24 protein-coding genes, 1 tRNA gene and 1 riboswitch are annotated in these 26190 nt (G+C 57.0%); of the genes, 16 read left to right on the forward strand and 9 right to left on the reverse strand.

Going from position 1 to position 26190, the window contains the following annotated elements; translation table 11 throughout:
* The first annotated feature begins 24 nt into the window (after positions 1 to 24).
* The 4 genes from ptsP (at position 25) to ACN082_RS01640 (ending at position 5709) form a co-directional block, all read left to right on the forward strand.
* The gene (gene ptsP / locus ACN082_RS01625) at positions 25 to 1722 is read left to right on the forward strand and encodes a phosphoenolpyruvate--protein phosphotransferase (RefSeq protein WP_419099107.1); all 1698 of its coding nucleotides are present in this window, start codon (positions 25 to 27) and stop codon (positions 1720 to 1722) included.
* Between the two features lie 127 nt (positions 1723 to 1849).
* Positions 1850 to 2128: an HPr family phosphocarrier protein gene (locus tag ACN082_RS01630; protein ID WP_168614631.1), complete on the forward strand. Its 279-nt coding sequence runs from the start codon at positions 1850 to 1852 to the stop codon at positions 2126 to 2128.
* Positions 2129 to 2467: 339 nt separating this feature from the next.
* A complete protein-coding gene (locus tag ACN082_RS01635; RefSeq protein WP_419099108.1) occupies positions 2468 to 3568 on the forward strand; it encodes a lipid II:glycine glycyltransferase FemX in 1101 nt (366 codons plus the stop codon).
* Positions 3569 to 3636: 68 nt separating this feature from the next.
* Positions 3637 to 5709, forward strand: coding sequence for a threonine/serine exporter family protein (locus ACN082_RS01640; protein WP_419099109.1), 2073 nt, complete (start codon positions 3637 to 3639; stop codon positions 5707 to 5709).
* A 118-nt stretch (positions 5710 to 5827) separates the two neighbouring features.
* On the opposite strand, the gene ACN082_RS01645 is transcribed toward ACN082_RS01640, so the two are convergent.
* A complete protein-coding gene (locus ACN082_RS01645; protein WP_419099110.1) occupies positions 5828 to 6502 on the reverse strand; it encodes a uracil-DNA glycosylase in 675 nt (224 codons plus the stop codon).
* 64 nt (positions 6503 to 6566) lie between these two features.
* On the opposite strand from ACN082_RS01645, the gene ACN082_RS01650 reads away from it, so the two are divergent.
* The 5 genes from ACN082_RS01650 (at position 6567) to rlmC (ending at position 11326) form a co-directional block, all read left to right on the forward strand.
* Positions 6567 to 6833, forward strand: a complete 267-nt coding sequence (locus ACN082_RS01650; RefSeq protein ID WP_419099111.1) for a DUF3263 domain-containing protein — start codon at positions 6567 to 6569, stop codon at positions 6831 to 6833.
* Between the two features lie 67 nt (positions 6834 to 6900).
* Positions 6901 to 7785 carry a LytR C-terminal domain-containing protein gene (locus ACN082_RS01655; protein ID WP_419099112.1) on the forward strand — a complete coding sequence of 295 codons (885 nt, stop codon included), beginning with the start codon at positions 6901 to 6903 and terminating at the stop codon, positions 7783 to 7785.
* A 300-nt stretch (positions 7786 to 8085) separates the two neighbouring features.
* Complete coding sequence (gene groL, locus ACN082_RS01660; protein ID WP_419099113.1) at positions 8086 to 9714, forward strand: chaperonin GroEL; 1629 nt, start codon at positions 8086 to 8088, stop codon at positions 9712 to 9714.
* Positions 9715 to 9931: 217 nt separating this feature from the next.
* A complete protein-coding gene (locus tag ACN082_RS01665) occupies positions 9932 to 10084 on the forward strand; it encodes a hypothetical protein (protein ID WP_419099114.1) in 153 nt (50 codons plus the stop codon).
* A 108-nt stretch (positions 10085 to 10192) separates the two neighbouring features.
* Positions 10193 to 11326, forward strand: coding sequence for a 23S rRNA (uracil(747)-C(5))-methyltransferase RlmC (rlmC, locus tag ACN082_RS01670; RefSeq protein ID WP_419099115.1), 1134 nt, complete (start codon positions 10193 to 10195; stop codon positions 11324 to 11326).
* A gap of 152 nt (positions 11327 to 11478) precedes the next feature.
* On the opposite strand, the gene ACN082_RS01675 is transcribed toward rlmC, so the two are convergent.
* Positions 11479 to 12285 (reverse strand): 4'-phosphopantetheinyl transferase family protein, encoded by an 807-nt coding sequence (locus ACN082_RS01675; protein ID WP_419099116.1) that lies wholly within the window; start codon positions 12283 to 12285, stop codon positions 11479 to 11481.
* A gap of 79 nt (positions 12286 to 12364) precedes the next feature.
* Here ACN082_RS01675 and ACN082_RS01680 point away from each other — a divergent pair, with 79 nt between their 5' ends.
* Positions 12365 to 13258, forward strand: coding sequence for an RNase H family protein (locus ACN082_RS01680; protein ID WP_419099117.1), 894 nt, complete (start codon positions 12365 to 12367; stop codon positions 13256 to 13258).
* Here the strand turns inward: ACN082_RS01680 and ACN082_RS01685 are convergent.
* The 4 genes from ACN082_RS01685 to ACN082_RS01700 form a co-directional block, all read right to left on the reverse strand.
* Positions 13255 to 13545 carry a WXG100 family type VII secretion target gene (locus ACN082_RS01685; RefSeq protein WP_419099118.1) on the reverse strand — a complete coding sequence of 97 codons (291 nt, stop codon included), beginning with the start codon at positions 13543 to 13545 and terminating at the stop codon, positions 13255 to 13257. The two genes, ACN082_RS01680 and ACN082_RS01685, sit on opposite strands and share 4 nt — an antisense overlap.
* A gap of 258 nt (positions 13546 to 13803) precedes the next feature.
* Complete coding sequence (locus ACN082_RS01690; RefSeq protein WP_419099444.1) at positions 13804 to 15213, reverse strand: ATP-binding protein; 1410 nt, start codon at positions 15211 to 15213, stop codon at positions 13804 to 13806.
* 83 nt (positions 15214 to 15296) lie between these two features.
* Positions 15297 to 16007: a response regulator transcription factor gene (locus ACN082_RS01695; protein WP_419099119.1), complete on the reverse strand. Its 711-nt coding sequence runs from the start codon at positions 16005 to 16007 to the stop codon at positions 15297 to 15299.
* Between the two features lie 121 nt (positions 16008 to 16128).
* Positions 16129 to 16374 carry a hypothetical protein gene (locus ACN082_RS01700; RefSeq protein ID WP_419099120.1) on the reverse strand — a complete coding sequence of 82 codons (246 nt, stop codon included), beginning with the start codon at positions 16372 to 16374 and terminating at the stop codon, positions 16129 to 16131.
* Positions 16375 to 16476: 102 nt separating this feature from the next.
* On the opposite strand from ACN082_RS01700, the gene ACN082_RS01705 reads away from it, so the two are divergent.
* Both ACN082_RS01705 and ACN082_RS01710 read left to right on the forward strand, forming a co-directional pair.
* Complete coding sequence (locus ACN082_RS01705; protein ID WP_419099121.1) at positions 16477 to 17052, forward strand: DUF3027 domain-containing protein; 576 nt, start codon at positions 16477 to 16479, stop codon at positions 17050 to 17052.
* A 29-nt stretch (positions 17053 to 17081) separates the two neighbouring features.
* The gene (locus tag ACN082_RS01710; protein ID WP_419099122.1) at positions 17082 to 18416 is read left to right on the forward strand and encodes an MFS transporter; all 1335 of its coding nucleotides are present in this window, start codon (positions 17082 to 17084) and stop codon (positions 18414 to 18416) included.
* A gap of 83 nt (positions 18417 to 18499) precedes the next feature.
* On the opposite strand, the gene serC is transcribed toward ACN082_RS01710, so the two are convergent.
* Entirely contained in the window at positions 18500 to 19597 is a 1098-nt protein-coding gene (gene serC, locus ACN082_RS01715; RefSeq protein ID WP_419099445.1) for a phosphoserine transaminase, read from the reverse strand.
* A 333-nt stretch (positions 19598 to 19930) separates the two neighbouring features.
* Here serC and ACN082_RS01720 point away from each other — a divergent pair, with 333 nt between their 5' ends.
* The 3 genes from ACN082_RS01720 to ACN082_RS01730 all read left to right on the forward strand — a co-directional run bounded on the left by ACN082_RS01720 (position 19931) and on the right by ACN082_RS01730 (position 22332).
* Positions 19931 to 20623, forward strand: coding sequence for a metal-dependent transcriptional regulator (locus ACN082_RS01720; protein WP_419099123.1), 693 nt, complete (start codon positions 19931 to 19933; stop codon positions 20621 to 20623).
* A gap of 458 nt (positions 20624 to 21081) precedes the next feature.
* Positions 21082 to 21242: riboswitch (cyclic di-AMP (ydaO/yuaA leader) on the forward strand.
* A gap of 4 nt (positions 21243 to 21246) precedes the next feature.
* Positions 21247 to 21867, forward strand: coding sequence for a C40 family peptidase (locus tag ACN082_RS01725; RefSeq protein WP_419099124.1), 621 nt, complete (start codon positions 21247 to 21249; stop codon positions 21865 to 21867).
* 237 nt (positions 21868 to 22104) lie between these two features.
* On the forward strand, positions 22105 to 22332 hold the full coding sequence (locus ACN082_RS01730) for a hypothetical protein (RefSeq protein ID WP_419099125.1): 228 nt from the start codon (positions 22105 to 22107) through the stop codon (positions 22330 to 22332).
* Between the two features lie 102 nt (positions 22333 to 22434).
* Here ACN082_RS01730 and ACN082_RS01735 read toward each other — a convergent pair.
* Together ACN082_RS01735 and ACN082_RS01740 are read right to left on the reverse strand one after the other, a co-directional pair.
* A tRNA-Arg gene (locus ACN082_RS01735) sits at positions 22435 to 22507 on the reverse strand.
* A gap of 111 nt (positions 22508 to 22618) precedes the next feature.
* On the reverse strand, positions 22619 to 23314 hold the full coding sequence (locus ACN082_RS01740) for a hypothetical protein (RefSeq protein ID WP_419099126.1): 696 nt from the start codon (positions 23312 to 23314) through the stop codon (positions 22619 to 22621).
* Between the two features lie 95 nt (positions 23315 to 23409).
* On the opposite strand from ACN082_RS01740, the gene pcrA reads away from it, so the two are divergent.
* A complete protein-coding gene (pcrA, locus tag ACN082_RS01745; RefSeq protein WP_419099127.1) occupies positions 23410 to 26121 on the forward strand; it encodes a DNA helicase PcrA in 2712 nt (903 codons plus the stop codon).
* Positions 26122 to 26190: the final 69 nt, after the last annotated feature.

Below are 26190 nucleotides of genomic sequence, written 5' to 3' on the forward strand. Positions count from 1 at the left end.
CCCTCCAACACTAAGGAAAACACTATGACTACCTACACTGGCGTCGGCGTCTACGCCGGACGCGTCATTGGCAAAGTTTTGCAGATGCCTGAACCTATAAAGGCCCCCTCTTCATCACTGAAGCTGTCAGCTGATGAGACTGCCGAGCAGGCTGCTGAACGTATTAAGGCCGCTGCCCAGACTGTCAAGAACGGTCTGCTAGAGCGTGCTGAAAATGCGGGCCGTGACGGCAAGGCAGTGCTTAAGTCCACGTCACAGATGGCAACTGACCGCGCCCTGCTCAAGAGCGCAATCCAGATTGTGGAGAAGCAGGGTAAGGCACCTGAACTCGCTGTATGGGAAGCCGCATCGGCTTTTGCTGACCAGATGGCTGCCCTGGGCGGCTACATGGCTGAGCGTGTGACCGACATCCACGATGTTCGCGCCCGCATCGTTGCTGAGCTGACCGGCCAGCAGGCCCCCGGTATTCCGGTGTCGTCTGAGCCTTTCATCCTAGCTGCTATCGACCTGGCACCGGCTGATACCGCAACCCTGGACCCTAAGCAGGTGATCGCTCTGATTACCTCTGACGGTGGCCCCCAGGCTCATACCGCTATCCTGGCCCGAGGCCTGGGTCTGCCCGCTATCGTTGCCGCTAAGGGGGTTACCGAGATTGAAAACGGTACCGAGGTTTACATCGACTCTAACGAAGGCGTCGTTGAAACCGAGGTCACCGCTGAGCACCGCGACCTGGCGCAGAAGTACGCTAACCGCAAGGAACTGGCAGACTTCGACGGTCTTGGGGTGATGGCAGACGGTACCCGCGTACCCCTCTACGCTAATGTCGGTGACGGCAAGAGCGCCGAGAAGGCAGCCGGCCTCAAGGCAGAAGGCGTTGGCCTGCTTCGCACCGAGTTCGGGTTCCTGGGTTACGATGCCGAGCCTTCGGTGGAGACCCAGACCGAAACGTACAAGTCTGTTTTTGATGCCTTCCCCGGCAAGCACATCGTAGTCCGTACTCTCGATGCTGGTGCCGATAAGCCCCTGCCCTTCCTCAACGTCAAGGAAGAAGAGAACCCCGCGCTGGGTGTTCGCGGCTTCCGCACCGACTGGACTGTGCCCGGTGTTCTTAAGCGTCAGCTTGAGGCTATTAAGGCAGCAGCTGACGGCACCGAAGCTGACATTTGGGTCATGGCTCCGATGATTTCAACGACCAGCGAAGCCCGTAACTTCAAGAACATGCTCGATGAGGTTGGTCTGAAGACCCGCGGTGTCATGGTAGAAACCCCTGCCGCCGCTGTAAACGCTGAGGCTATCCTGGGCGAGGTTGATTTCGTATCTATCGGTACCAACGACCTGACTCAGTACACCATGGCCGCTGACCGCCTGCTGGGCGACCTGGCTCACCTGAACAACCCCTGGCAGCCTGCCGTCCTGAAGATGATCAAGCTAACTGTTGAAGGCGCCAAGCGAGCCTCGGCAGCTGCCGGTAAGAAGAAGTACGTCTCGGTCTGTGGCGAAGCCGCCGCTGACCCCGCACTGGCTGTTGTCCTGGTTGGTCTGGGTGTTGATACCCTCTCCATGAATGCTGGCGCTATGGCCGCTGTTTCCGCTGTGCTCAAGTCGGTTACCCCCGAGAAGGCACAACAGATTGCTCACAAGGCACTGAGCCAGATCTCATCGGCTGAAGCCAAGGCGGCAGCTCGCTCTGAACTGCCCATCCTCGATGAGCTCGGTCTGTAAGTTAAACCAACTCGTTCATTGCTGAATAAAAGTCGTCAAAATCAGGGGTAACACGCCCCAAAGGTGCTGCCCCTGATTTAGACTCAGTAGTGGACAACAAATCCGCACTCTTTATAAGGAGAATCCCATGGCAGAACGTATTGCCACCATCGCAAGCCGTGTTGGCCTGCACGCCCGCCCCGCAGCGATTTTTGCTGAAGCAGCAGGTGACCTCCCCGTTGAAGTTACCATCGCCGCTGAAGGTGAGCCCGCAGACGAGGCAATGGACGCAGCTTCCATTCTCTCCCTGATGTCACTCGGTGCTAAGCACGGCGACAAGGTCGTTCTGCGTGCAGAAGGCGAAGGCGCTGAAGAAGCACTCGACAGCCTGGTTAAGATCCTCGAGACCGACCACGACGCCGAGTAATTATCTGAAGTAGTTGTGTGTCATCGTGGTCGGTTACGGGGTTCGCTTCGCTCACCGCACCACCTTCACCAGCTCCCAAGTCACCGTGTACGGTGACCTGCTGGCTGATTACGATGCCAAGTAATTAAAGCTTCACGGCGACGACATACTGTGTCGCTAACTGATTTACATGTCTGGCCCCCGCCCCGTATGGAGCAGGGGCCAGGCTGTGTTTTAGCATAAAACACGCACCCTACCCGCCTTGCGGGCTACACGGGTTAGCGACAAGTCGATAAACTGGAACACTGAACCTAGAATTTTTCGCGTTCACCCGCGTACCCAACCTGAAAAAGAGGGACCTTGCGAGACTTCACCGCCCGCTTCGCCACAGACACCGAAATCGCCCAATGGGATGAACACGTCATCGCCAGCCCCGGCGGCGGTAACCTGTTGCAGTCAGCTTCCTTCGCCTCGGTCAAAGCCAAGCACGGCTGGAAGCCCCTCTACCTGGTCTACGAAGGCACCACCGTCCTGAACGGTGAGAGCGCTCCCTTCGCCAGCTACAACCTGATTCTTGAAAAGTCTGTTCCTGCCCTGGGCAAGATCTGGTACATGATCAAGGGCCCCGGCGTGAACTCTGTTGAAGAGATCCCCGCGATCCTGGACGCTAACCGCGAATTCGTCACCCGCGAAAAGCTCGGCGTTTTTGCTATCAAGATTGAACCCGATATCATCGCTGACGAAACCACCAAGGCTCTCATGGCTAAGAGCGGCCTGGTCAAGAGCTGGAATATTCAGCCCAATGACTCCACCGCTATTCTGGCAACCGATAAGAGCCAAGAGGAGGTCCTCAAGTCGCTCTCCTCACGCGGTCGTAATGCCGTGCGTCGTTCACTGCGCGAAGGTTGCCAGGTGGAGCGCGTGCCGCTAACTGAAGAGAACATGAAGAAGATGTACGCCCTCATGGACACTGTGGGCCAGGGCAACGCCCAGGTGAACCTGCGCTCCTACGACTACTACCGTGACTTCTGGACCACCTTTGAAAAGGCCGGGCAGGGGCGCCTCTACTTCACCTATGAAGACGGTGAACCTTCCGTGGGCGCTTATGTCATTCGCTACGGGGAAAAGGGAACCTACAAGGACGGCGGTTCCAAGCCCCGGCGTAAGCAGTACGGTGACTCCCACCAGGTGCAGTGGACTGCGCTGACTGACCTCATGAAAGAGTTCGGTATCAAGAGCTACGACTTCTGCGGCACCCCGCCAAAGGACCAGCTGAAGAACAAGGAACACCACCACTACGGCCTGGGTCTCTTTAAGACCTCCTTCACCAAGGAGGTCATCGACTACGTTGGTGTCTGGGACCAGGTGCTTTCACCGTTCAAATATAAGGCCTGGAACACCAGTGTTGAGAAGGTCATGCGTCAGCTCTGGGTTCGTAAGACCGGTCAGCCTTTCTACTAAACCAGCACGAACCGCTTTGGCGGTTATCTTGAACTTTCACCGATCAGGCGGAAGGAGTATCCCTTTCAGTGAGCAAGAGCTCTACCGGCTTGCAGCAGAAGGCTTACCCTTCTGCCTCTGCATTTGAAACAGGTATTGATAACACAGAAGATAGCGGTGCCTTTGGACAAACCGGGCTTCTGCCCCGTGCCGACACTGCAGTATCTGTGCTACCCGCTACGGGGCAGATGGCTGCCCAGGACTCGGAGGCCCCCCGGTCGCTAGGTGGTGCGCTTCCGGTAGTGTCCCTGGCTCAGGTGCGCGATCCCAAGCTTCGCGATGCCCTAGCTCATCTGGGGGATGCCCCCAGCTCACCGGTGCAGGGGCAGGATAGCCCTACCGCAAGCCCCGCTCCAGCATCTGCCTTTGACCAGTTAGCACCGCCAACCTATCAGGTACCCTCCGCATTTGGGCCGGCCACTGACCTGAGTCTCAACCAGGCCCAACCGCCCAGCACGGAAGCAACACCTCCACCAGTCGATGATAGGCCCACAGCGTCAAGGACGGGCGGACTCCAGAAGGCTTTCTACCCCTCGGTAGCGGGTGCTCATACCGTGGCACGGCCCCTGACTGCGCCCAAGCGGCCTTCGCGTATGCGTTCGTCGCTTAAGTCCTTTGTGAGCACGGACCAGTCCCTGACCAAACCGATGCGCGGCATCGCCCGCCTGGCCCAGCGCCCTTTCAACATCGCCTCCGCCCACCGGGCCGAGTATGTGCGCGAGAAAGAAGAAGCGCGTGAGGTCCTCAACTTCTCCCTGCGACTGGCTGAGACCATGTTCCACTACGGGGCAGATACGGTCGATGTGGACTCCGCAATCGTTGCGGTGTGCGCCGCCTATGGTCTGGAAGACGTTGAAATCGACATCACTAACCAGTCGGTTATTATCAACTACGTCTCCGATATTGATGAGGTTGATGACCAGACCCGGGCAATTGACTTCTCCGGCTCCGGAGCCATGTCCTCGAGCAAAGAACGCTTTAGCCACACGGTATTGCGCGTGGTTCGTTCCTGGTCCGAGAACTATGCGGCCCTAGATGACATTTATAAGCTAATCACCGAGATTACCGCCGGCAATCTGCCACGGCATCGGGCTGAACGCCGCCTGCACCGCATTAATACTGCTAAGAAGCCCTACTCGCCCATGATTATCATGCTGGCTAACATGCTAGCGGCTTTCTCCTTGGTGCTGGCTCTGGGCGGTTCGCTGGCGGCGGGCGCTGTAGGCGGTATCGTCTTTTTGGCCATTCACTTTGTGAACAGTGTGATTTCACGTCTCAAGATGCCCAGCTTCTTCAACATGGCTGCGGGCGCGGGCGTCGTAACGTTCGCATCTATTCTTATTTCCGATGACTCGTCTATCTTCTCCCAGCTGGGGCTCCACGTGAGCGCACCGCACATTGTGGCTGCGGGCCTGATCATGCTTCTGCCTACCGCCCGGTTAGTATCAACAGTCCAGGACGCCCTCAACGGTTTCCCGCTGACCGCAGCAGGTAAGTTCGTCTCGACGGGCATGTCATTTCTGGGTATTGTGGTGGGGCTTGCCTCAGCGGTGGCAGTCCTGACAGCTCTAGACATTAGAGAACTAGATATTACCGAGACCCGCTTTGTGGGGGCCTCTTTGGGGGTAAGCTACCTTTTCTTTATGCTAGCTTCCCTGGCTTTTGCGGTCACAACTCACGCCCGCTGGCAGACACTCTTATGGAACTTACTGATTGCTACCAGTGGTTTTTGGGTCTACCAGGGCTATACTTTCCTTTTTGGGGCTGGTGCAGGACGTGCCAATACCGCTTTTGCGGCTCTGGTCATTGGCCTCATGAGCACCTTCTTGGCTTACCGCTTGCAGGCCCCAGCCTCTATCTTTTATGTACCGGCCCTAACTTTTCTCCTGCCCGGTCTTTCCATTTTCCGGGGCCTTTATATCTTCACCGTAGAGGCTAATCCTTCGACTGGTGTGCCGGGGATGGTTGCGGCAATTTCAATTATCCTTTCTATGGCGTCCGGGGTGGTCCTCGGTAGCTACCTGATGCAGTACTTTATTCAGCAAGCGTCGGGTCAGCTCCAAACAGAAAAACAAGATCCGAAAGATACTCGGGACCGCTAAAGTGAGCCCAGACCTTCCCCCTATCATTTAGGAGCCGGCCAGGGGTGGCATTCTCAGCTGCCGCCTTGAGTGGGATAGATAACTGAGACCGGTAGATTTTCCGATCTGCTCTAGGGCTTTAGAGAGCCCAGTTCACCGGGGAGGCCCCCTGAGCGAGCAAGAGCTCATTGACGCGGCTAAAGGGTCGAGAGCCAAAGAAACCCCGCGAGGCAGAGAGCGGCGAGGGGTGCGGTGACTCCACGCAGGGGTAGCCACCCAGAAGCGGTTTGCAGGAGCGGGCATCTGCGCCCCACAGTAGCCCTACCAGCGGCCTGCCCCGGGCGACCAGGGCTTGAACAGCGGCGGTAGTGACCTGTTCCCAGCCCAGGTTGCGGTGGGAACCTGCGGCCCCAGCACCCACCGAAAGAACCCTATTGAGGAGCATGACCCCCTGCTGGCTCCAGGCCCGTAAATCCCCGTGATCCGGGGGCGTGATGCCCAGATCGGTGTTGAGCTCTTTGTAGATATTGTGCAGGGAACGTGGCACCGGCCTGACCTCGGGACGTACAGAGAAACTTAGCCCCATAGCGTGCCCGGGGGTAGGGTAGGGGTCCTGACCCAGCACCAGAACCTTGACCTGGCTCATGGGGTAGGTGAAGGCCCTAAAAATATCCGGGCCAGGGGGCAGGGTGTCCCGGCCAGCCTGATGCTCGGCCCGCAAAAAATTACCCATAGCCCTAATCTGAGGCTCCACGGGTGCCAGGGCCTGCGCCCAGTCCGGGTCCATAATCTCGTGTAGGGGCTGAGCAGGCACGGCGCTTGTTCTCCTCTTGTATGCGGTATTCTCCCTATAAGACTAGACCACCGAAAGAAGACCCATGAACATGCCAGCCGGTTCACCCACACCAGAGTCTCAGACTAGCTCTACCCACCGGCTTACCGAGCAGGAGCGCGCCATCTTAGATATGGAGAAAAAACGCTTCAAGTACCAGGGAAGTAAAGAACAGGCCATCAGCAAAGACCTGGGGCTGAGCCCGATTGCCTACTATCAGCAACTCAATGCACTAATCGATAATCCGCGCGCTATTGCCGCTGAACCGGCCCTCACCCGCAAGCTCCGGCTCTCACGCAACCGACTCACCTAAAACAGGGCGGGGGAGTGTACCCTAGAAGCTGACCCCCGTAGCAACCGTGCACCGAAAGAGGCGACCAGTGAACACCTACCCCCGTGACGAGTTCGATGATGTCGAAGAAAACTCCTCCCGGCGGGGTGCCTACCGCGGCCGCGTCACCGACACCTCAACCTCACGGGCTGGCCTGCTGGCTGTCATCATCAGCGGTATTCTCGCCCTCCTGGTGGGCGGCATCATGTACGTGGTTTCGCCCCGGACTGCTGGCCCGGGTACCACAACCGCGCCCGCATCGGCAAGAGCCACCGCAACAGCTACCGCCGATGCCAGCCCCAGCACCAACCCAGCTAGCGTTACCGTAGCGGTCTATAACTCAAGCGCCCCCGAAGGCTCAGCCAGCACCGCCGCCAGTGTCTTGCAAAAAGCAAACTACAAGATTACTGAAACCACCAACTGGACCGGCACCTATGCCACCGAGTCTATGGTTTACTTTGCTACCGGGGCCTCATCAGAAGCCAACGAAGTCGCTGACCTCTTAGGTATTGCCTACATCAACCAAGACTTCCAGGCCGAGACCGGTGAGGTCTATGTGGTGCTCGGAGCAGACTTCGACCCCACCGCGCTTGCAGAGCAGACCCAGGTGGCCAGCGCGGATGCTGCCACCTCGACAGCAACAGAGGATAGCCAGCTCTTCTACGTCTATGACCCGGTGAACGGGACTTACACCGCCACCAGCAAGACAGAGGCCCTGGCCTCGGGTAAGGTTCTCTACCGTGTGGACCCCGCTACCGGTGCCTACGTTGAATACTCCGGAACTGATGCCAGCTCACCAGCCTCAGCGACTACGGGAACCGCTACCCAGAACACCCAGCGCTACAGCCTGGACCCTGCTACCGGCACCTATGTACTGGATCCTGCCGGTGCCTATATCTACGATTCTGCTACTGGAACATACACACAGGGCTAAGCAAGATCTAAGCCCGGGAGCTGTAGCTTTGTGCGCTGTTGGCGATTAAGGCTTCTCAAAGCGAATAATAGGTTTGCGCGCTCTGGGCTCAGGTGCCAAGATTGTAGTTAGCACTCAGAGGCTTGGACTGCTAAATCATGTGCTAGATTCTGCACCCGGGTGGCTCTGAGTAAAACACCTGAGCGATTTCTTGGTGAGGTTCTCCCCGTGCCGCCCCTATGGCGGCCCCGGTAGCGCCGTCCGTCGCGGGCACCGACTAATCGCGCTCACACCTAATGTTCCAGAAGGAGCGAAAGCCATATGGCAAAGCTGATTGCTTTTGATGAAGAAGCACGCCGCGGTCTTGAAAAGGGCCTCAACACCCTCGCAGACGCAGTAAAGGTAACTCTCGGCCCCCGCGGTCGTAACGTTGTCTTGGAGAAGGCCTGGGGCGCCCCCACCATCACCAACGATGGTGTTTCCATCGCCAAGGAAATCGAACTTGAAGACCCCTACGAGAAGATTGGCGCTGAGCTGGTCAAGGAGGTCGCAAAGAAGACTGACGACATTGCCGGTGACGGTACCACCACCGCAACCGTTCTAGCTCAGGCTCTCGTCCGCGAAGGCCTGCGCAATGTTGCCGCTGGCGCTGATCCCCTCTCCCTCAAGCGCGGTATCGAAAAGGCTGTAGAAGCTGTTACCGCTGAACTGCTCGCTTCTGCCAAGGAAGTTGAGACCGAAGAGGAAATCGCCGCAACCGCATCTATCTCCGCTGGTGACCCCGAAATCGGTAAGCTCATTGCCCAGGCTATGGAGAAGGTCGGCAAGGAAGGCGTTATCACAGTTGAAGAGTCCAATACTTTCGGCCTGACCCTTGAACTGACCGAGGGTATGCGCTTTGATAAGGGCTTCCTCTCCGGCTACTTCGTTACCGATGCTGACCGTCAGGAAGCTGTCCTTGAGGACCCCTACATCCTGATCGTTAGCTCCAAGATCTCCAACGTCAAGGACCTGGTTCCCGTCTTGGAGAAGGTCATGCAGGCCGGTAAGCCCCTGCTGATTGTTGCCGAGGATGTTGAGGGCGAAGCCCTGGCCCTGCTGGTTCTGAACAAGATGCGCGGCTCCATCAAGTCTGTTGCCGTTAAGGCTCCTGGCTTTGGCGACCGCCGGAAGGCTCAGCTGGCTGACATCGCTATTCTGACCGGTGGACAGGTTATTACCGAAGAGGTTGGCCTGTCACTTGATACCGCAACCATCGACCTGCTGGGCCAGGCCCGCAAGGTTGTTGTCACCAAGGACGAGACCACCATCATCGAAGGCGCAGGTGACCCTGAGGCCATCGAGGGCCGCGTTGCTCAGATCCGTGGCGAAATCGCTAACTCTGACTCTGACTACGACCGCGAGAAGCTGCAGGAGCGTCTGGCTAAGCTTGCCGGTGGTGTTGCTGTGCTCAAGGCCGGCGCTGCTACCGAGGTTGAGCTCAAGGAACGCAAGCATCGCATCGAGGACGCCGTCCGCAACGCTAAGGCCGCTGTTGAAGAGGGTATTGTTCCCGGCGGTGGTGTTGCCCTGATTCAGGCTGGCGTGAAGGCTTTTGAGAAGCTGGAACTGACCGGCGATGAGGCAACCGGTGCCAACATCGTCCGTGTTGCCATCGACGCTCCCCTCAAGCAGATTGCTTTCAATGCTGGCATGGAGCCCGGCGTCGTCGTCGATAAGGTCCGTCACCTCTCTGCTGGTACCGGCCTGAACGCCGCAACCGGTGAGTACGAGGACCTGATGGCCGCCGGTATTAACGACCCCGTAAAGGTCACCCGCTCAGCTCTTCAGAATGCAGCGTCAATTGCCGGTCTCTTCCTGACCACCGAGGCTGTCGTTGCCGATAAGCCTGAGCCTGCTGGTGCGGCACCGGCTGCCCCCGACATGGGTGGCATGGGCGGCATGATGTAGTCTGCCGCTTGCTCTGGTAAGTAGCCGCTCTTTGAGCTGAGAACTCCGCCTGCCCCGTTTGGGGTGGGCGGAGTTCTCTTTTAAGGACGCTGACTAAAAAATGCAGATAAGGGTATTGTGGTTCACACTTATTGGGGGTATTCTTTAAATCACTTAAGAGGTTTCCTCTAAGTTTTACTCATCAGTCTCAAAGGCGAAACTGAAAGGTGTGAGGCTCATGGCCACACTCGTGGATCTTGTTCTCTACGCAATTATCGTAGGCTTGCTGGCTCTCTTGCTGGGTGCCTACCTAGCAGATGGGTGGACCAAGCTGGAGAAGAAGAGCAATGAGGCCCTTCGCCAGGATGTTGCCTTTGGGGCCGGTGGCTAAAAGTTAATAGTGATTGTGTTTTCCTTTTGAGCCGGCACCCCGGAACGGGGTGCCGGCTTTTATCTTCCGTTACCGCCTGCTTACAGGGGGCGGTAAGATAGTCACGCTATGCAATGCCACTATTACGATGCCAGCCTGTGCCGCTCCTGCTCACTAATTCTTACCCCCTACGCACAACAGCTTGAGGGGAAGCAGAACGATGCCCGCAAACTGATGGCACCGTGGCCCGGTATCGAGTGGCTAGCACCGGTGGCGAGTGCTGAAACCGGGTTCAGGAACAAGGCTAAGCTGGTGGTGGGTGGAAGCGTCCAGGAACCAAAGCTCGGTATCTTGAGCCGGGACGGTGCGAGTGTAGACCTGAGCGACTGTCAACTTTACACCGCACCTGTAGCAGATACATTCCCGGTGCTCAAGGAGCTAATTAGCCGGGCGGGGCTTACCCCCTATAGCGTTGCCCGGCGTAAGGGCGAGCTCAAAAATATTCTGGTGACGGCCTCTGAGGCCGGTGAGCTTCTCATTCGCTTTGTGCTTCGTTCCAAGAAACTACTGGTACCTATCCGGCGCGAGCTTGACTGGCTCCACACCCAGCTCCCTCAGCTCGCGGTTCTTAGTATTAACCTGCTCAGGGAACATATCGCCTTGGTGGAGGGCGACGAAGAAATCATCCTGAGCGAACGCCAGACCCTACCGATGCAGGTCAACGACCTAACGCTCCACCTACGCCCGCAGAGCTTCTTCCAGACCAATACAGCGGTCTCAGCAGCTCTCTACCGCCAGGGGCAGGAATGGGTAAAAGAGTCCCAGCCCAATACCCTCTGGGACCTCTACTGCGGTGTGGGCGGCTTTGCCCTCCACGCTGCGCAGGTCATGCCCGAAGAGGCCAAAGTTACCGGCATAGAAATCAGCCCTGAGGCTATCGAGTCAGCCCGCCGGGCGGTGGCCGAGTACGACCTAACCGGTATTGAGTTTTCCGCTCAGGATGCCAGGGCTTATGCTCTAGAAAGCGGTCAGGTACCCGACCTGCTGGTGCTTAACCCGCCCCGTCGCGGCCTTGGCCCTGAACTTTCAACCTGGATTGAGGCCAGCGGTATCGAGCGGGTTATTTACTCAAGCTGTAACCTAGCTACCATGGTTAAGGACCTGCACCAGATGCCTTCGATGCAAGCGGTCAAGGGCCGAGTTATGGACATGTTCCCCCACAGTAGCCACTACGAGACAATTGTGCTCTTGGAGCGCTATTAGCTCAGCTAACATAGGCTTCAGAGAGCTCAGGCTGCACTGGTCAGGTCACCAAGAGCCTCAAACTAGTAGGGGCAGAAATGAGCAAGGCCAGGTGCTTGACTCTTGGCAGTTTCTCTGACTGATTGACTAGAGGCCCCGATGAAGGTCTGTCTTTAAAGCGGGGGTGTGAGAGCTCGCTTGACCATATAGGGAGCGGTTACCTTCTGTGCTTCTAGATGGTGAGGTCCCTTACTAGCAACAGCTACGAGATGGGTATCCTCGTAGACCTGCCAGGTAATCCAAAAAGGTACCGCTTCTGCCTGCTCCGGTAGGTAGGCTTTGGCACCTGCTGTGAGCCCGTGGACGCTACCGATATCGGTGGGTAGGGGCGGTAGCGCTAGCATCACCTGGTTAGGTTTAACAGATAGTCCGTGTCCGCTGGCCTTGAGAACTGCTTCTTTAGCGCACCAGAGCATCTGGCGTACCAGCCGGGCCTGATCCGGTAGGAGCGAATCCACGACACGTTTTTCGTAGTCAGCTAGTGCAATACGGTCAAAGCCGTCAAAGTAGTGGTCTCTTACCGTAATCAGGTCAATTCCAAGGGCAGTATCGGATGCTGAGTACACACCGGCGGCCAGGCCAAGGGCGCGCGCCATGTTCAGGTTTACTCCCTCAAGGCGGGGTTTTCCGTGGCTTGCTGACTTCAGGCAGAGACTGCAGGAGCGGTCTACGGGAATCTGTGAGGCTTCTGCATCCCTTACCCCGAGTACGGTAGCAGCGATACAGCGCATGAGGGTGTGCTGGGCCGCGTAGCTCATGGCCTCTTCGGGGCTTGCATACTCTGCGGCTCGCTTCTGCTCTGTCATACCAACGTAGGCCAGCCAGCTGACACCGTGCCCGCTCCGCAAGGTCTCCGGGGGCATCAGAAAGAGAGCCAGTCGGGTGTGACTTGCCCCGTCAACTATTGAAGCGTGAACCATGCTCCTATTCTAGCTGTGCCTACCCTCTTATAGCCGGGCGTAGAATGGAATGGCTAGTCCGTAGGAGGGTAGAGGAACCATGACCGAGAAAATAATTGCTGCTGCCGATGGATCTGCCCTGGGTAATCCCGGCCCCGCAGGCTGGGCCTGGTACATTGACGAAACCCGCTGGGCCGCCGGAGGGTGGGCTCACGGGACAAATAACATGGGTGAACTCAAAGCTGTTCTGGACCTCTTCGAGGCTACGGCGCACCTTCCTGAAACCCATCTGCACATTATCTGCGATAGCAAATACACCATTGATTCTATTAGCCGCTGGTTGCCGGGGTGGAAGAAGAAAGGCTGGAAGAAAGCGGACGGTAAGCCGGTACAGAATCTTGACCTCATGCAGGCACTGGATGCCGCCATTGAGGGCCGCTCCTATTCTTTTGAGTGGGTCAAGGGCCACACCGGCCACCCCCTCAATGAGGCGGCTGATCGGAGAGCTAATGAGGCTGCCCAAGCCTACCGCGATGGCGTGGAACCTCTGACCGGGCCTGGCTGGGGTAAGGATGAGAGCTCGCAAGAGTTTCCTGATGACTCCGCGGCAGATACCCCTGACCCTGAGACTCTAGCGCCCACAGAGCAGGTAGCTGATGACGCGGTGGAAGAGGCCCGTAGCTGCGAACTGCAAACGCTGAACCCCTCAATCTATGGGTCTGAAAAGCTACTGGGCAGCTTGCTTCACCCGGAGCTAGCCTGGGTTGTTCCAACAGGCCAGGTAACTGACCGCGATACGGTCCTTCACTACCGTCTGCGTGCTTGTGCTAGTAGTGGGCCTGTCGAGGAAGTCTTGGCAACTGAGTTAGGTACTGAGGCAACCCTGCTAGTAACCAGAGTGCCTACGGATAAGGGCCTGCTGATCCGTTCAAGTACCTGGGTGCTTACTGGCGGTAGCTGGAAGCTCCGCTACCGCCAGGACACCCGAGCCTAGCCGACAAACATTGAGGCGTTAGCCAGTTCGGTATCGGAGTAGTTGATGCCGGCCCGTGATAGGGCCTCGTTGATTTGGGCAATGGACTCTTCGACCTGTCGCTGGGTATTGCGCCAGTTAGTTAGGACCCCCTGAAAGTTGGCAGAGGCTGAGCCGGTCCATGATCCCTGCAGATCCTGGAGGGAGGTGGTGAGCGCATTGACCTCTGAAACGATGGTATCTACCTGGCCGCGGGCTTGGGCTGACTTACTGGCGATGAGGTCTGCATCGACGTTGAACTGTGCCATGTGAGGCTCTCCTTTTGCATAAAGATTGTGTCGTTGGCTACCGGTGCCGGTGTCTAACTGGCTACCGGTGTTTTTGACACTAGCCCCCTCACCTGGCGCGGACTACCCCCGTGTGGTGGTGTGGAAAACCCCGGTTCGGGTGGGCCACCTAAACCGGGGCGTTTAACGTCAATCGTAAGCCCAAAATGATGTAAATGCGTCTGCAATATGAAGCTCGCCCGGCATTTATACACAAGTGTTCTCCCGGGGCAAGACCGCCTACTTTTGCCGGGCGAGAGCAACCGGGCCTGTATGGGTGCTGTACTGGGGGAGCCTGATAGTGAAAGTGGCACCGCCGCCTTCGGTTTCTTCAATACTGATTGAGCCATCGTGCTGGCTAACAATAGCCGCTACAATCGCCAGGCCCAGGCCAGTCCCGCCTGTCTCCCTGGTCCGGGAGGTATCTGCCCGGTAGAACCGTTCAAAGACGCGTTCGGCATCCTCACCGTGGATGCCCGGGCCGTGATCTCGCACTTGGAGCATGGAGGTCCAGCTACCGTCGATACCGGGAACAGAACCCACCGCTATTTCAATGGGGGAGCCGGCGGGCGTGTAACGCAGGGCATTGGTCATGAGGTTGGCTAGCACCTGGCGTAGCCGTTGCTCATCGCCCCAGACCAGGGCCGTAAGCGCCTCTGCGCCTTCGAGGCCGACTACCTCAATGGTTCGGTCGGGTTCAGAAGCAAAGGCGTCGTTGGCGGCATCCTGGGCTAATCTGAGCAGGTCTACCTGAGCGTTCTCTGTCACTCGCCGTTCGTCTAGCCGTGCCAGGGTCAGGAGATCTTCTACCAGCTGGCCCATGCGCTTTGACTCGGATTCAATCCGGTCCATAGCCATAGCAACAGCCTCGTCGTTAGGTAGCCCGCCCATACGGTAAAGCTCAGAGTAACCACGGATGGACACCAGCGGGGTTCTGAGCTCATGCGAGGCATCGCCTACAAAGCGCCTCATTTTAACTTCAGAGCGTTTTTGCGCGTCAAAGGCCTCCTCAATATGGGAGAGCATGGTGTTGAGTGAGGTAGTGAGATGGCCGATTTCGTTGTAGGGGCTGTAGTTCTCGATACGCTGAGAAAGATCGCCTGCCGCAATCTGGGCGGCGGTCTGTTCTACCCTTGCCAGCGGCTCAAAGGCTCGGGTGACAATGACCCAGGTCAGGGCTATGGAGGCAAGCAAAGTAGCCACGCCAAAGAGTAAGGTCAGGCCGCCTACGATGGCTACGGTCTGGTTGATCTGGGTGAGCGGCGCTGCAATGACCAGGGTCTGATGGGTCTCCTCCACAGGGAAAGCAATCAGGCGCCACTCGGTGTGCCCGCTTGACGAGCGGACCGTCAGCGCTGCCTTGTTGTATTTTTTGACGTTTTCAGCGGTCAGCCCAGAGATCAGGGGCGAGGAGGTTTCGTCGGCCAGAGTGGCTACCGGGCGCACAATCTTTCCGTCGCTATCAAGTAGGTAGGCCTCGTAGGGTATAAAAGTTCCCTCTGTTTGAGAGAGCTGCTGGTCTGCGTACACTGCGGTGACCAGGTAGCTGTAGCTGGCCTCAATCTCATCATCGAGCTGGTCCATCATCTTGGCTCGAATGGCAGAAATAGCGACCAGAGACATGACCGAAATGGCCAGGGCCAGGAGCATAGACGTTAAAAGCACCAACTGGGTCCGCAATGAAAGCGAACCCAGCCGGTGCACAGAGAGACGAGAGCGCAAACTCTTACCCCTTAATTTTTGTTAGCTGTCCGTAACAGGTAGCCCACGCCACGCTTGGTGTGAATGAGCGGGGGGAGCTCCGGATCGTTGTCAATTTTGCGGCGCAGGTAAGAGATGTAGGACTCCACGATAGAGGCGTCGCCGTTGAAGTCGTACTCCCACACATGGTCAAGAATCTGCGCTTTGGAGAGCACCCGGTTGGGGTTGAGCATCAGGTAGCGCAGCAGCTTGAATTCGGTGGGGGAGAGGTCGATTTCGCGGTCGCCACGGAAAACCTCGTGGGCATCGTCATCAAGAATTAGGTCATCAACCCGCAGGCGTGAATCTTCTTCGTGCTGGGGCTGAGTGCGTCGCAGCACGGCGCGGATCCGAGCTACCACTTCATCAAGGCTAAAGGGCTTAGTGACGTAGTCGTCACCGCCGACGGTAAGGCCGGTGACCTTGTCCTCGGTGTCGTCTTTAGCGGTGAGGAAGAGCACGGGAAAGAGGCGGCCGGAGCTGCGCAGCTTACGGGTGACAGTAAAGCCATCCATATCAGGCAACATGACGTCAAGGACGGCCAGGTCGGGGGACTCAGTTTCGGCCTTATCAAGGGCTTCACGCCCGTTGGACGCCGTAACAACCTCAAAACCTGCAAAGCGCAGGGAAGTTGCCAGCAACTCTAAAATGTTGGGCTCGTCATCGACGACCAATAATTTTGCTTCAGGTTCTTTGATGTTCACAGTTCTATTGTGCGCTTATTACCTGTGCGCTACCTGTGCACAGCTGGGCGCTTTGCTGGGTATTAGGGAAAGGTTGGGTCTGATGCGCGCAGAAACGCGAGCCGAGAGGGACAGCTCTAGTCTAGCTTGTTCGGCGGCGAAGCAGAGTAAAGAAAAGAGCCGCTAATAAGGCCATGAAAGCGACCGGGAGCACCATCAGCGGGATAATACTCAGGATATGGGGAGCTGAGCCGGTCGCCCATTTAAGCAGAAGCATAGCCAGCCCAGAGATAGCACCCAGAATCATGAGGGCAAGAGAGCTCACCCCCAAAGAACGGATGGTCTTGCCGTAGGGGAGCTCGGGGGTTTCAGAAAAGTCAGAGTCCATACCCAATAAGGTATCAAGATTAGGCCGCCTTGGAGGGCACGTTCTGAGAAGGTAGTGGGAGGGAAACCCCACAACTCGCGCTAGCCTGCTTTAATAGAGGGTATGACTGAAGTGGTAAAAGACGGGCTCCAAGAAACCGGTAGCGATAAGTTCTTGCTACCCCCTGCCCCTGATTCTTCTGCGGAGCAGGGTTTAGGGCTTGAAAAGGACCAGGCACCGGCTCCCGAGCCGACCCTGGGCCTACCTACCCGCCGGTGTCGAACCAGCAAAGTTGATGCCGTCCTTGCCGCCGCTAAAGATGTAGCTCTTGCGGGGCTGGCTGACATTGCACCCGAAAACTCTATTGGCCCGGTCCACCACCTGCGCGGTGAAGAAGAGCGGCTCACCACCCACCTCTTTGAATGTGACCTCCCTGGCTACAGGGGCTGGTTCTGGTTTGCCACGCTCTCCCGCGCCCCGCGTTCTAAGGTCGCAACCGTCTGCGAAATTGGGCTGATACCGGGTGACGATGCTCTTCTTGCCCCTGCCTGGGTTCCCTGGGCTGACCGCCTGCGCCCCGAAGACCGCGAGGACCTTGATTACGATCAGGAAATACCCGAAGGCGACGCGGCAGACTTTGAGGGCGAATATGCCGAGAGTAAGTCAGCTTCAACCCCGGTGGCCGCTACCCAAGAATGAGTGGGCTGTTGCAATCAGGGCCTCCACCTGTGACCGGAAAGCCTAGAACTTTCCGGTCACTGTGGATTTTTAACTACCGAATCTGGTTTATCGGTGCCCTAATTTCTAATATCGGCACCTGGATGCAACGTACAGCCCAGGACTGGCTGGTTTTTAACGACCTGTCCAGCCATGACTCTACCCAGATGGGTATTGTGATAGCTCTCCAGTTCGCCCCACCGCTTTTGCTGTCCCCCTACGCCGGTGCACTAGCTGACCGGGGTAACCGCCGGAAAATTCTGATGTGGACCCAGGGCCTTATGGGGCTTCTTGCCCTCGGCCTGGGCCTACTGGTGCTCTCTGGGCATGTTGCTATCTGGCAGGTCTACCTTTTTGCGCTCGCCCTGGGCCTGGTTTCTACCCTTGACGCGCCGGTACGTTCCACCCTGGTTTCTGAATTGGTATCGGATAAAGACCTACCCAACGCCGTTGCCCTGAACTCCATGTCCTTTAACGTGGCGCGCATGATCGGCCCGGCTTGCGCCGGTCTGCTGGTGGTTCTTGTGGGTACGGGGCCGGTCTTCTTGATTAATACCTTCTCTTTTGCTGCCATGATGGCAGCTATTCTCGCTCTGCGTACCTCGGAGCTAAGGCCTCTGCCCCGTTCATCGGCGGCCCAGAGCCGTATCCGTGACGGCTTTGGCTACCTTAGGGGCCGCCCCGACATCGTTGTGGTGATGGTAGCGGCCTTCCTCATCGGCACTTTTGGCCTTAACACAGCCCTCAACATTGCTGCCATGGCAACCACCGAATTTGGGCAGGGTGCCGGGGAATTCGGTGTGCTGAACTCGGTGGTAGCTATCGGCTCGGTAGCCGGTACACTCTTAGCTGCTCGGCGAGATACCCCACGGATGCGGTTCATGTTCGCATCCTGCCTGGGGTTTGGCGTGGCTACAGCGCTCGCGGCGCTGGCTCCCAGTCTCTGGCTCTTTGCTCTGGCACTGATTCCTCTGGGGTTGATGGCGCTGACTATTATTACTTCTGCCAACGCCTATGTGCAGGTGACCACCGAGCCTGAAATGCGCGGGCGGGTTATGAGTATCTATATGGCTGTCTTTATTGGTGGAACCCCTATCGGTTCTCCCTTGGTAGGGCTGGTTAACGATATCTTTGGGGCGCGTTGGGGGCTGGGTGTGGCCTCTGCGTCGGGTTTCCTGGCCGCTCTTCTGGGGCTGGTATGGATTATGAAGTACCGGCACCTGCACCTGCGCTATGACCGCTCAGTACCTACCCGCCTGGTTCTGCGCGCTCAGCAAAGCCCCGCTGCTGAGGGCACTGAGCCGCCGCCTGTGACAGCTGCAATTGATATCCAGGAGCCACGCTAGACTTTCACGTGGCATAAAAAGCCGCCCCGCACTGCCTCTAGGAGGTGAAACGGGGCGGCCCGGTCTTAAGAGCCGGAAGCTTTTTAGCCCGCGGTCTGCTCGACCAGGTAGTCGATACAGTTCAGCAAAGCTGATATATCGTCGGGGTCAATCGCGGTAAAGGTCGCAATGCGGAGCTGGTTGCGGCCCAGCTTGCGGTAGGGCTCGGTATCGACGATACCGTTAGCACGTAGCGCCTTAGCGATAGCTGCCGCGTCAATGCTGTCATCAAAGTCCACGGTGGTAATCACGTTTGAGCGCTCTGCCGGATTGGCTACAAAGGGGCTGGCAAAGTCTGACTCTTCTGCCCAGCGGTAGACTCTGCCTGCTGAGTCAGCGGTACGGGCCGATGCAAAGGCTAGACCGCCTTGTTCATTGAGCCACTTGAGCTGTTCGTTGAGCATGATCAGGGTGGCCAGTGCGGGGGTGTTGTAGGTTTGGTTCTTGCGTGAGTTATCGATAGCGGTTACCAGGTTGAGGGAGTCAGGAATCCAGCGGCCTGAGTCCTGAATCCGCTGTGCCCGTTCCAGGGCGGCGGGTGACCAGAGCCCCAACCAGAGGCCGCCGTCGGAGGCAAAGTTCTTCTGGGCTGAGAAATAATAGACATCAGCCTGCGAGATATCAAGGTCAAGGCCTCCTGCGGCGCTGGTTGCATCGATGAGAACCAGGGCGTTTTCACCGGCGCCTTGGGGGCGGCTGACGGGTGCGAAAACACCGGTTGAGGTTTCGTTGTGAGGCCAAGCGTATACATCAACACCTTCCTCAGCGTGGGCAACCGGCCTAGTCCCTGCAGGGCTGGTCAAGACGGTAGAGTCTGCCAGGAAAGGAGCGGCCTGGGTGGCGGCTGCGAACTTAGAGCCGAACTCACCAAAGGTGAGGTGCTGGGCTTTGTTCTCGATTAGCCCAAAGGTGGCGGCATCCCAGAAAGCAGTAGCTCCGCCGTTACCAAGAATTACCTCGTAGCCCTCGGGCGCAGAGTAGAAAGAACGCAGACCCTCACGGATTTCACTGACCAGGTTCTTGACAGGGGCCTGTCGGTGGGAGGTTCCCATAAGATGCTGGCCTGCCGCTTGAACAGCGGCAAGCTGTTCGGGGCGAACCTTTGAAGGGCCGGCACCAAAACGGCCATCGGCTGGGAGCATATGGGATGGAATGGTGGGGAAGTCGGTCACGGTGTCTCCTCGTAAAAAGTAGGGGCTAAGCGCAGATAGCGGATGCGTGGAAAGGGGGAGGGTGCTATCTGCCGTCCTACTCTTTCTATTGTGACGGTGATAGGGGTGCTTGTCGGCTAGGGCGGGGCAAGAACCGCAAAAGAGGGGCTGAAATTTACAGAGTGAGAAGTAAGAGGGTAGAACTGTGCAAACCTGATCGGGCAGGGTCACGCCCAAAAGCCTGGGCACGGCATACAATTAATGATAATGACTGCACTGTTTGCCTAGCCCTAGCGGGGTGGGCTCGGAACGAGAGGAGAAGGCATGACTGACCTGATTGATACTACTGAGATGTATCTGCGAACTGTGCTCGAACTTGAAGAAGAGGGTATTACCCCTATGCGAGCTCGAATCGCCGAACGCCTTGAACACTCTGGGCCTACCGTCTCCCAGACTGTTGCCCGTATGGAACGACACGGCCTGTTGACTGTAGCGAGCGACCGTTCTCTTCAACTCACCGATGAAGGCCGCCACAAGGCTGTTGAGGTAATGCGTAAGCACCGTCTTGCTGAACGCCTACTGGCCGATGTGATTGGTTTAGAAATGGAGTACATCCACGAAGAAGCCTGCCGCTGGGAGCATGTGATGAGCGAGCGAGTGGAACGTCGTCTCCTGGAACTCCTCAACGAACCTAAGTTCTCGCCTTACGGTAATGCTATTCCTGGTTTGGAGGAGCTGGGTGCACAGAGCCAAGAGAACGATGGACGTACAGTCACCATGTCGATTGCGGCTAAAGATTCCGATGAGGATGACAGGTTTACCGTCTCTCGTCTGCCAGAGTTTATTCAGACAGATGTTGAGCTATTAAAGCGCTTAGGTGATGCAGGAATTGTCTACGGCGCAACTGTTTCTATTGTGGGGCGTAAGGACGGCTCCGTTCTGGTGCACGCCGATGGTGAAGATGAGTCCTTGATCCTGAACGCTGAGGTAGCAGAAGCTATCGTCGTCAAAAGGTAACATCTTGGTAACAGAAAAGAGGCTTGGGTGAGCGCCTAGGCCTCTTTTTTGTTATCAAACTGTTATATTCGCTGCTTCCGGGAGGCGGTAGGGGGCGCGGTGATGGGTCCTGGGGCCCTCAGTAGTGCCGTCCAGTGAAGTTTTTTAATTAAGTGGCGGGTTTCTCATTGGTGCCCCCTGATGGGAGGGCGCGGTGGCTCCTGGGGTAAAAAACTCTTCTTTATATGACCCCAGTCACCATAATTTCAGCTTGTCAGAACGGGTTTTTTGACAGCTTTCAGAGCTTTGTTCCCGAGGTGTGACCTGCAGGCAATAGGTAACCCTGCTTACTTTCTAGGGTTGGAAGCCGCGACTTTTGTAATCAAAACGTGACAATATCTGAAAGTGTGTGTAGTGTTTTGATTTGTGCTCATCACTGGTCGGATTAGCACCCTGCGGACTGAACGCCTAGTTCTGCCACGGTTCACAGGTTCACTCACAAACATCATCAGGCAGAAGCGGGGGACCCAACTTTGGGATCCTGTACTAGGAGCCCTTGGGGTTAAGTTACCTTCACCGGTAGCCGAGCGTACTTCATGTTCGAACCCGACAGCTCACCTCGTCCGGCAATGGAGGAAAACACAATGACTAAGTCAACTATCATTCGCAATGCAGGTATCGTTGCAGCTTCAGGTGCCATGCTGGCCGCTTCAGTTGCTCCCGCAAACGCTTTTGCAGTAGCAGAAACCGCTACCGCTCCCGTTCAGTCCGCTCCTGCGCTGGCTGTATACGACAACCAGGCTTACAACTCCTACAGCTACAACTACGAAACCGTTGCCCCTGTAGAAAATACCTCTGTTGTAACCACTCAGTCCAACACCGTCGCTGAGCTTCCCAGCAACGTCGATCTCTCCACCGCTCGTGAAACCGTTCTGGCAGCTGCTTACGACGGCCTCGGTGGCGCCTACGTATGGGGTGGCAAGTCCTACAAGGCTTGGGACTGCTCAGGCTTCGTATCCTACGTTTACGCTCAGGCTGGCATCAACCTGACCGCCTACACCTACGCTATGGCAACCCAGCTCACCCCTACCGCTAACCCCCAGCCCGGTGACATCGTTTTCACTAACGGTTATGCACACGTTGGTATCTACGTTGGCAACGGCCAGATGATCTCAGCGCTGAACCCCTCACAGGGCACCATGCTGACCGCTGTTGACGGTGGCGGCTTCATGCCTGTTGACGGTTACTACACCGCAGGTATCTAATAAGACTTCACCCTAGGGTCCTGCCAAGGCGAATAGCCTCGGCTTCCCTGAGGTAGTCCAACCACAGTTTTCCTGGTCGTAAGAGAAAGCTGTGAGTATTAAAGAATTCCTACCACACATCACACGGTATGGATCCCCCCAGTAGGCCTAAGCCTGCTAATGCGCACCAGACGACCAGCTGGGGCGCATTTTTTATCCCCTTTTTCTATTCCCTTACGCGCAGCTAGGATATAGCCTATGGCACCTCAATTTGAAAGCCCCAGGAACGCATCGGATCAAGAGTTTACCTATATGGCTGTGGGTATGATTGCCGGGGCGGTCCCCGGAATTGTTATTGGTCTGCTTATCGCCCTTTTGGTTGGCCACGCTGCTATGTGGGTATCGATTACCGGTGGTGTGGGTATCGTCATCGGCTTGCTGATCTCGCGTGCCCTCTACCGTAAAAAGCAGAAGAAGCTCCCGTAGGAAAAGGGCTGCTAGGGCTATAAAAAGAATGTTCATTCTCTCATAAGCTGAGGTCTAAACGCGAAAAACCCACCTACCAGAGTAGGTGGGTTTCTCTGTCTGTGCCCTCGAATGGATTCGAACCATCGACACCCGCTTTAGGAGAGCGGTGCTCTATCCCCTGAGCTACGAGGGCAGGCAACCCCATCAGTTTACAGCATTGAGGAGCTAACTCTAAATACAGGCCGTGTGTGAGCTCGTCATTCAAAGCCCCTTGCCGGGGTACTCCTTGACCCCGAACTCAGGCTTATGACTGGCCGGGTAGCTCACCGCGTGAGAAAGCATCAACCTTAGAGCGGACAAGACGTACAGCCAGATACCCTAGCTGAAGCAGGCAGAGTACAAAGAGTCCCCAGCGAAGTGCTATGAGCAAAGAAGCCAAAGCTGTAGCGGAGCTGAGCGGGTTGGCAATAGCCTGATCCAGCGCAAAACCACCGGCCATAAATACACCGGCGTAGGCAAGAGGAAGGGCGAGCATCAGCCGGCCCAGAAGTAGCTCAAAGCGGGAAGCCCTAACCATATTCCACCAGGTAAAAGCAAAAATGAGGGGTAAAATCAGGCCCGTTGAGCGGTGCACAATCTGGTAGCTACGGATACCTTCTTCGCCCAGGCCAGATGCCAGAGCCTCTAGGTGCTCAGCATCAAAGCTAGCCATGAGTTCAGGGGCAGTCACACCTGCAACTGTCGAAATACCGGGCAATAAGATGAGGTAGTAGTAGAGAAGGAAGAGGGCTGTGACCGCGAAAGCCACTCCCACAAAGATATAGGAGCCGCCGCCTTTTTCCGGTTGGGCAGCTAACTCCGCTGCGCTGTAGTCGGTGATAACCCGCGGTTCTGCCTGTGCCTTTAGTCTGGACCGTGCTGCAGGCGGAGAGGGAGCGGGGGAGTGTACTTGTGTATTCTCGCCATAGAGGCGCTTCTTCTGACCTTTTGAAAGACCCATACTGTCTATCTTATCTGTCAGCTAAAAGCTGGGGCCTCGAAAGTATGTTCGCCTAAAATGGTTATTTGACGGTTGAATCAGGAAAAGAGCCCACCATGTTTGATGACGATGATTTTATGCCCACCTCTCGGGCACCCAGGCCTCAGGGCGAAAGCGCAGAAGAGGCCCCGCCTATGGGCCAAGCTGGGGGAGGGTACTACGATGAACCCGACTGGCTCCCTAGTCAAGATCCTGCACCGGTTCCCACCGCCCCAGCTGATCTGGCTGAGCTCGACTTCCTGCCACCCTCCTACCAGATGGGTGGTGCTCAGTTTGGCGGTCCTTCCCGTCAGCCCGCTTGGCAGGTCCAACCGCATAGGCTCCTTGAAGGCCTGAACGAGCACCAGGCTGCAGCCGTTGAACACGCTGGCTCGCCTCTGCTCATTGTTGCTGGTGCAGGATCCGGTAAAACCCGCGTCCTCACCCACCGTATTGCCTACCTGCTGGCGACCGGGCGTGCTCACCAGGGTCAGATCCTGGCTATTACCTTTACCAACAAAGCGGCCGCAGAGATGCGTGAACGTATTACCGACCTCGTTGGGCCAAAAGCTCAAAATATGTGGATTTCCACCTTCCACAGCTTCTGCGTGCGTCTACTTCGCCGTGAAGCTAAGAACCTGGGCCTTAAAACAACTTTCTCAATCTACGATTCTGCCGACTCCCAGCGCCTGCTAACCCTGATTATCAAACAGCTCAACCTGGACACTAAGAAGTTCACCGCTAAGGCCGTGGGCAACCGAATCTCCAACCTGAAGAATGAGCTGGTGACCGCCCAGCAGTTTGCCCAGGAAACCTCCCCCAGCGACCCCTGGGAAGCTGCCATCTCTAAGATTTACAGCATCTATACCGAACGTCTCAAAGCGGCCCACTCACTTGACTTTGATGACCTGATCTTGGAAACCGTCAACCTGCTTCGGAATCACCCGCAGGTAGCCGAATACTACCGCCGCCGCTTCCGCCATATCCTGGTGGATGAGTACCAGGACACCAACCACGCCCAGTACCAGCTCGTTCGCCAGCTGGTGGGGGCTCCCGCTCAAGGCCCGGAACCCGGTGCGCCAGGGCCCTACCCCGATGCCTACCCTCCGGCAGAGCTGACCGTTGTGGGTGACTCTGACCAGTCCATCTATGCCTTCCGCGGTGCTGATATTCGCAATATCACCGATTTTGAGCAGGATTACCCCACTGCTCGCACCATTTTGCTGGAACAGAACTACCGCTCAACCCAGAACATCCTGAGCGCGGCTAATGCCGTGATTGAACGCAACCCCGGCCGCAGGCCCAAGAAACTCTGGACAGCCAGCGGCGATGGCGCAAAAATTACCGGCTATGTGGCCGAATCTGAGCAGGCCGAAGCACGGTATATCGCCCAGGAGATTGACCGCCTGCGTGACGAGTACGGAACCGCGCCGGGTGATATTGCGGTCTTCTACCGGACCAACGCCCAGTCCCGTACCCTGGAAGAAATGCTCATGCGAGTTGGTCTGCCCTACCGGGTGGTGGGCGGCACCCGCTTCTACGAACGCAAAGAAATTAAAGACGCCCTGAGCTACCTGCGAGTTCTCGTCAACCCCGATGATGATATCAACCTGCGCCGGATTCTCAACGAGCCTAAGCGCGGTATCGGAACTAAATCGGAGAGTGTGGTTGCCGACTACGCACGAGCCAACCGCATCTCTTTCATGGCAGCCCTGCGCCAGGGTACCGAAGTTCCGGGGCTGGGCTCTGCCGCGGTTAAGAAGCTGGCCGTTTTTTCCCAGCTCATCGACGACCTGGCCCAGATCGCACAGACCGAGTCTGCCGCTACCTGCCTAGAAGCCGTCCTGGAACAGAGCGGCTACCTGGCTGCCCTGCGTGAATCCAAGGATATTCAGGACGAGTCCCGGGTAGAAAACCTATCGGAACTGGTAGATGCTGTCCGCGAGTTTGAGATTGATAACCCCGGTGCAAGCCTCGAGGACTTCTTGGAGCACGTTGCCCTGGTCGCTGACGCTGACCAGATTCCCAACAAGCCAAAGCAGGACCAGGAAGGCGGCCCCAGCGCTGCTCAGATTGCGGCAGAGGTTGCCGAGGCTCGTTCTCAGGGCGTAGTTACCCTCATGACCCTACACACGGCTAAGGGCCTAGAGTTTCCGGTGGTCTTCCTCACCGGTATGGAGCACGGACTCTTCCCTCACCAGCGTGCCCTGACCGATGACTCGGAGATGAGTGAGGAACGCCGACTGGCTTACGTTGGCCTGACTCGCGCGATGGAACGGCTTTACCTGACTCGTGCCGAGAACCGGTCTATGTGGGGCCAGAGCCAGTTCAACCCACCCTCCCCTTTCCTTGAAGAGATTCCCGAGGAACTTATCGAATGGAAACGTACCGGCTCCACTTATTCGATGGGTGGCCTTAGCTACGGCGGTGCCTACGCTGGCGGCAGGGGCGCTTGGCGGTCAGAAACTGGCACACCGGCTTACGGAAGCTCTAGCTACTCTGCTCGCTTCGATCAACCTCAGCGCAGGTCTTCCCCCTCGATAGCTGAAGTGAACGGTTCTGCCTCCTACGGCTATGCCGCCGCAGCAGGCAGGGTCTCGCGGGTACAGCAGAATAAGGAAATTCCCCTACTCTCCGTCGGCGATACTGTAGAGCACACAACTTTCGGTGAGGGTAAGGTTCTGGCACTTGAAGGGGCAGGAGACAAAACGGTGGCTAAAGTTCGTTTTGCCCGCGAAGAAAAGCGACTGCTTCTGCGCTATGCGCCATTGACCAAGAAAGATAGCTAATCGTGGCCGCTAGCGCCCTAAGGGGGTATCATGCCTTTGCCGGTTCTCTATCATGCCACAATGAGGTAG

Origin of the sequence: Rothia sp. CCM 9417, assembly GCF_048513575.1 — a bacterium.
GTDB lineage: Bacteria > Actinomycetota > Actinomycetes > Actinomycetales > Micrococcaceae > Rothia.

Bases quoted from the DNA above. Each gene is read 5' to 3' on its own strand.
- ptsP (WP_419099107.1), top strand. From the start codon at position 25: ATGACTACCTACACTGGCGTCGGCGTCTACGCCGGACGCGTCATTGGC.
- ACN082_RS01630 (WP_168614631.1), top strand. From the start codon at position 1,850: ATGGCAGAACGTATTGCCACCATCGCAAGCCGTGTTGGCCTGCACGCC.
- ACN082_RS01650 (WP_419099111.1), top strand. From the start codon at position 6,567: ATGAACATGCCAGCCGGTTCACCCACACCAGAGTCTCAGACTAGCTCT.
- groL (WP_419099113.1), top strand. From the start codon at position 8,086: ATGGCAAAGCTGATTGCTTTTGATGAAGAAGCACGCCGCGGTCTTGAA.
- ACN082_RS01665 (WP_419099114.1), top strand. From the start codon at position 9,932: ATGGCCACACTCGTGGATCTTGTTCTCTACGCAATTATCGTAGGCTTG.
- rlmC (WP_419099115.1), top strand. From the start codon at position 10,193: ATGCAATGCCACTATTACGATGCCAGCCTGTGCCGCTCCTGCTCACTA.
- ACN082_RS01675 (WP_419099116.1), bottom strand. From the start codon at position 12,285: ATGGTTCACGCTTCAATAGTTGACGGGGCAAGTCACACCCGACTGGCT.
- ACN082_RS01680 (WP_419099117.1), top strand. From the start codon at position 12,365: ATGACCGAGAAAATAATTGCTGCTGCCGATGGATCTGCCCTGGGTAAT.
- ACN082_RS01685 (WP_419099118.1), bottom strand. From the start codon at position 13,545: ATGGCACAGTTCAACGTCGATGCAGACCTCATCGCCAGTAAGTCAGCC.
- ACN082_RS01690 (WP_419099444.1), bottom strand. From the start codon at position 15,213: ATGCTCCTGGCCCTGGCCATTTCGGTCATGTCTCTGGTCGCTATTTCT.
- ACN082_RS01700 (WP_419099120.1), bottom strand. From the start codon at position 16,374: ATGGACTCTGACTTTTCTGAAACCCCCGAGCTCCCCTACGGCAAGACC.
- ACN082_RS01705 (WP_419099121.1), top strand. From the start codon at position 16,477: ATGACTGAAGTGGTAAAAGACGGGCTCCAAGAAACCGGTAGCGATAAG.
- serC (WP_419099445.1), bottom strand. From the start codon at position 19,597: ATGCTCCCAGCCGATGGCCGTTTTGGTGCCGGCCCTTCAAAGGTTCGC.
- ACN082_RS01720 (WP_419099123.1), top strand. From the start codon at position 19,931: ATGACTGACCTGATTGATACTACTGAGATGTATCTGCGAACTGTGCTC.
- ACN082_RS01725 (WP_419099124.1), top strand. From the start codon at position 21,247: ATGACTAAGTCAACTATCATTCGCAATGCAGGTATCGTTGCAGCTTCA.
- ACN082_RS01730 (WP_419099125.1), top strand. From the start codon at position 22,105: ATGGCACCTCAATTTGAAAGCCCCAGGAACGCATCGGATCAAGAGTTT.
- ACN082_RS01740 (WP_419099126.1), bottom strand. From the start codon at position 23,314: ATGGGTCTTTCAAAAGGTCAGAAGAAGCGCCTCTATGGCGAGAATACA.
- pcrA (WP_419099127.1), top strand. From the start codon at position 23,410: ATGTTTGATGACGATGATTTTATGCCCACCTCTCGGGCACCCAGGCCT.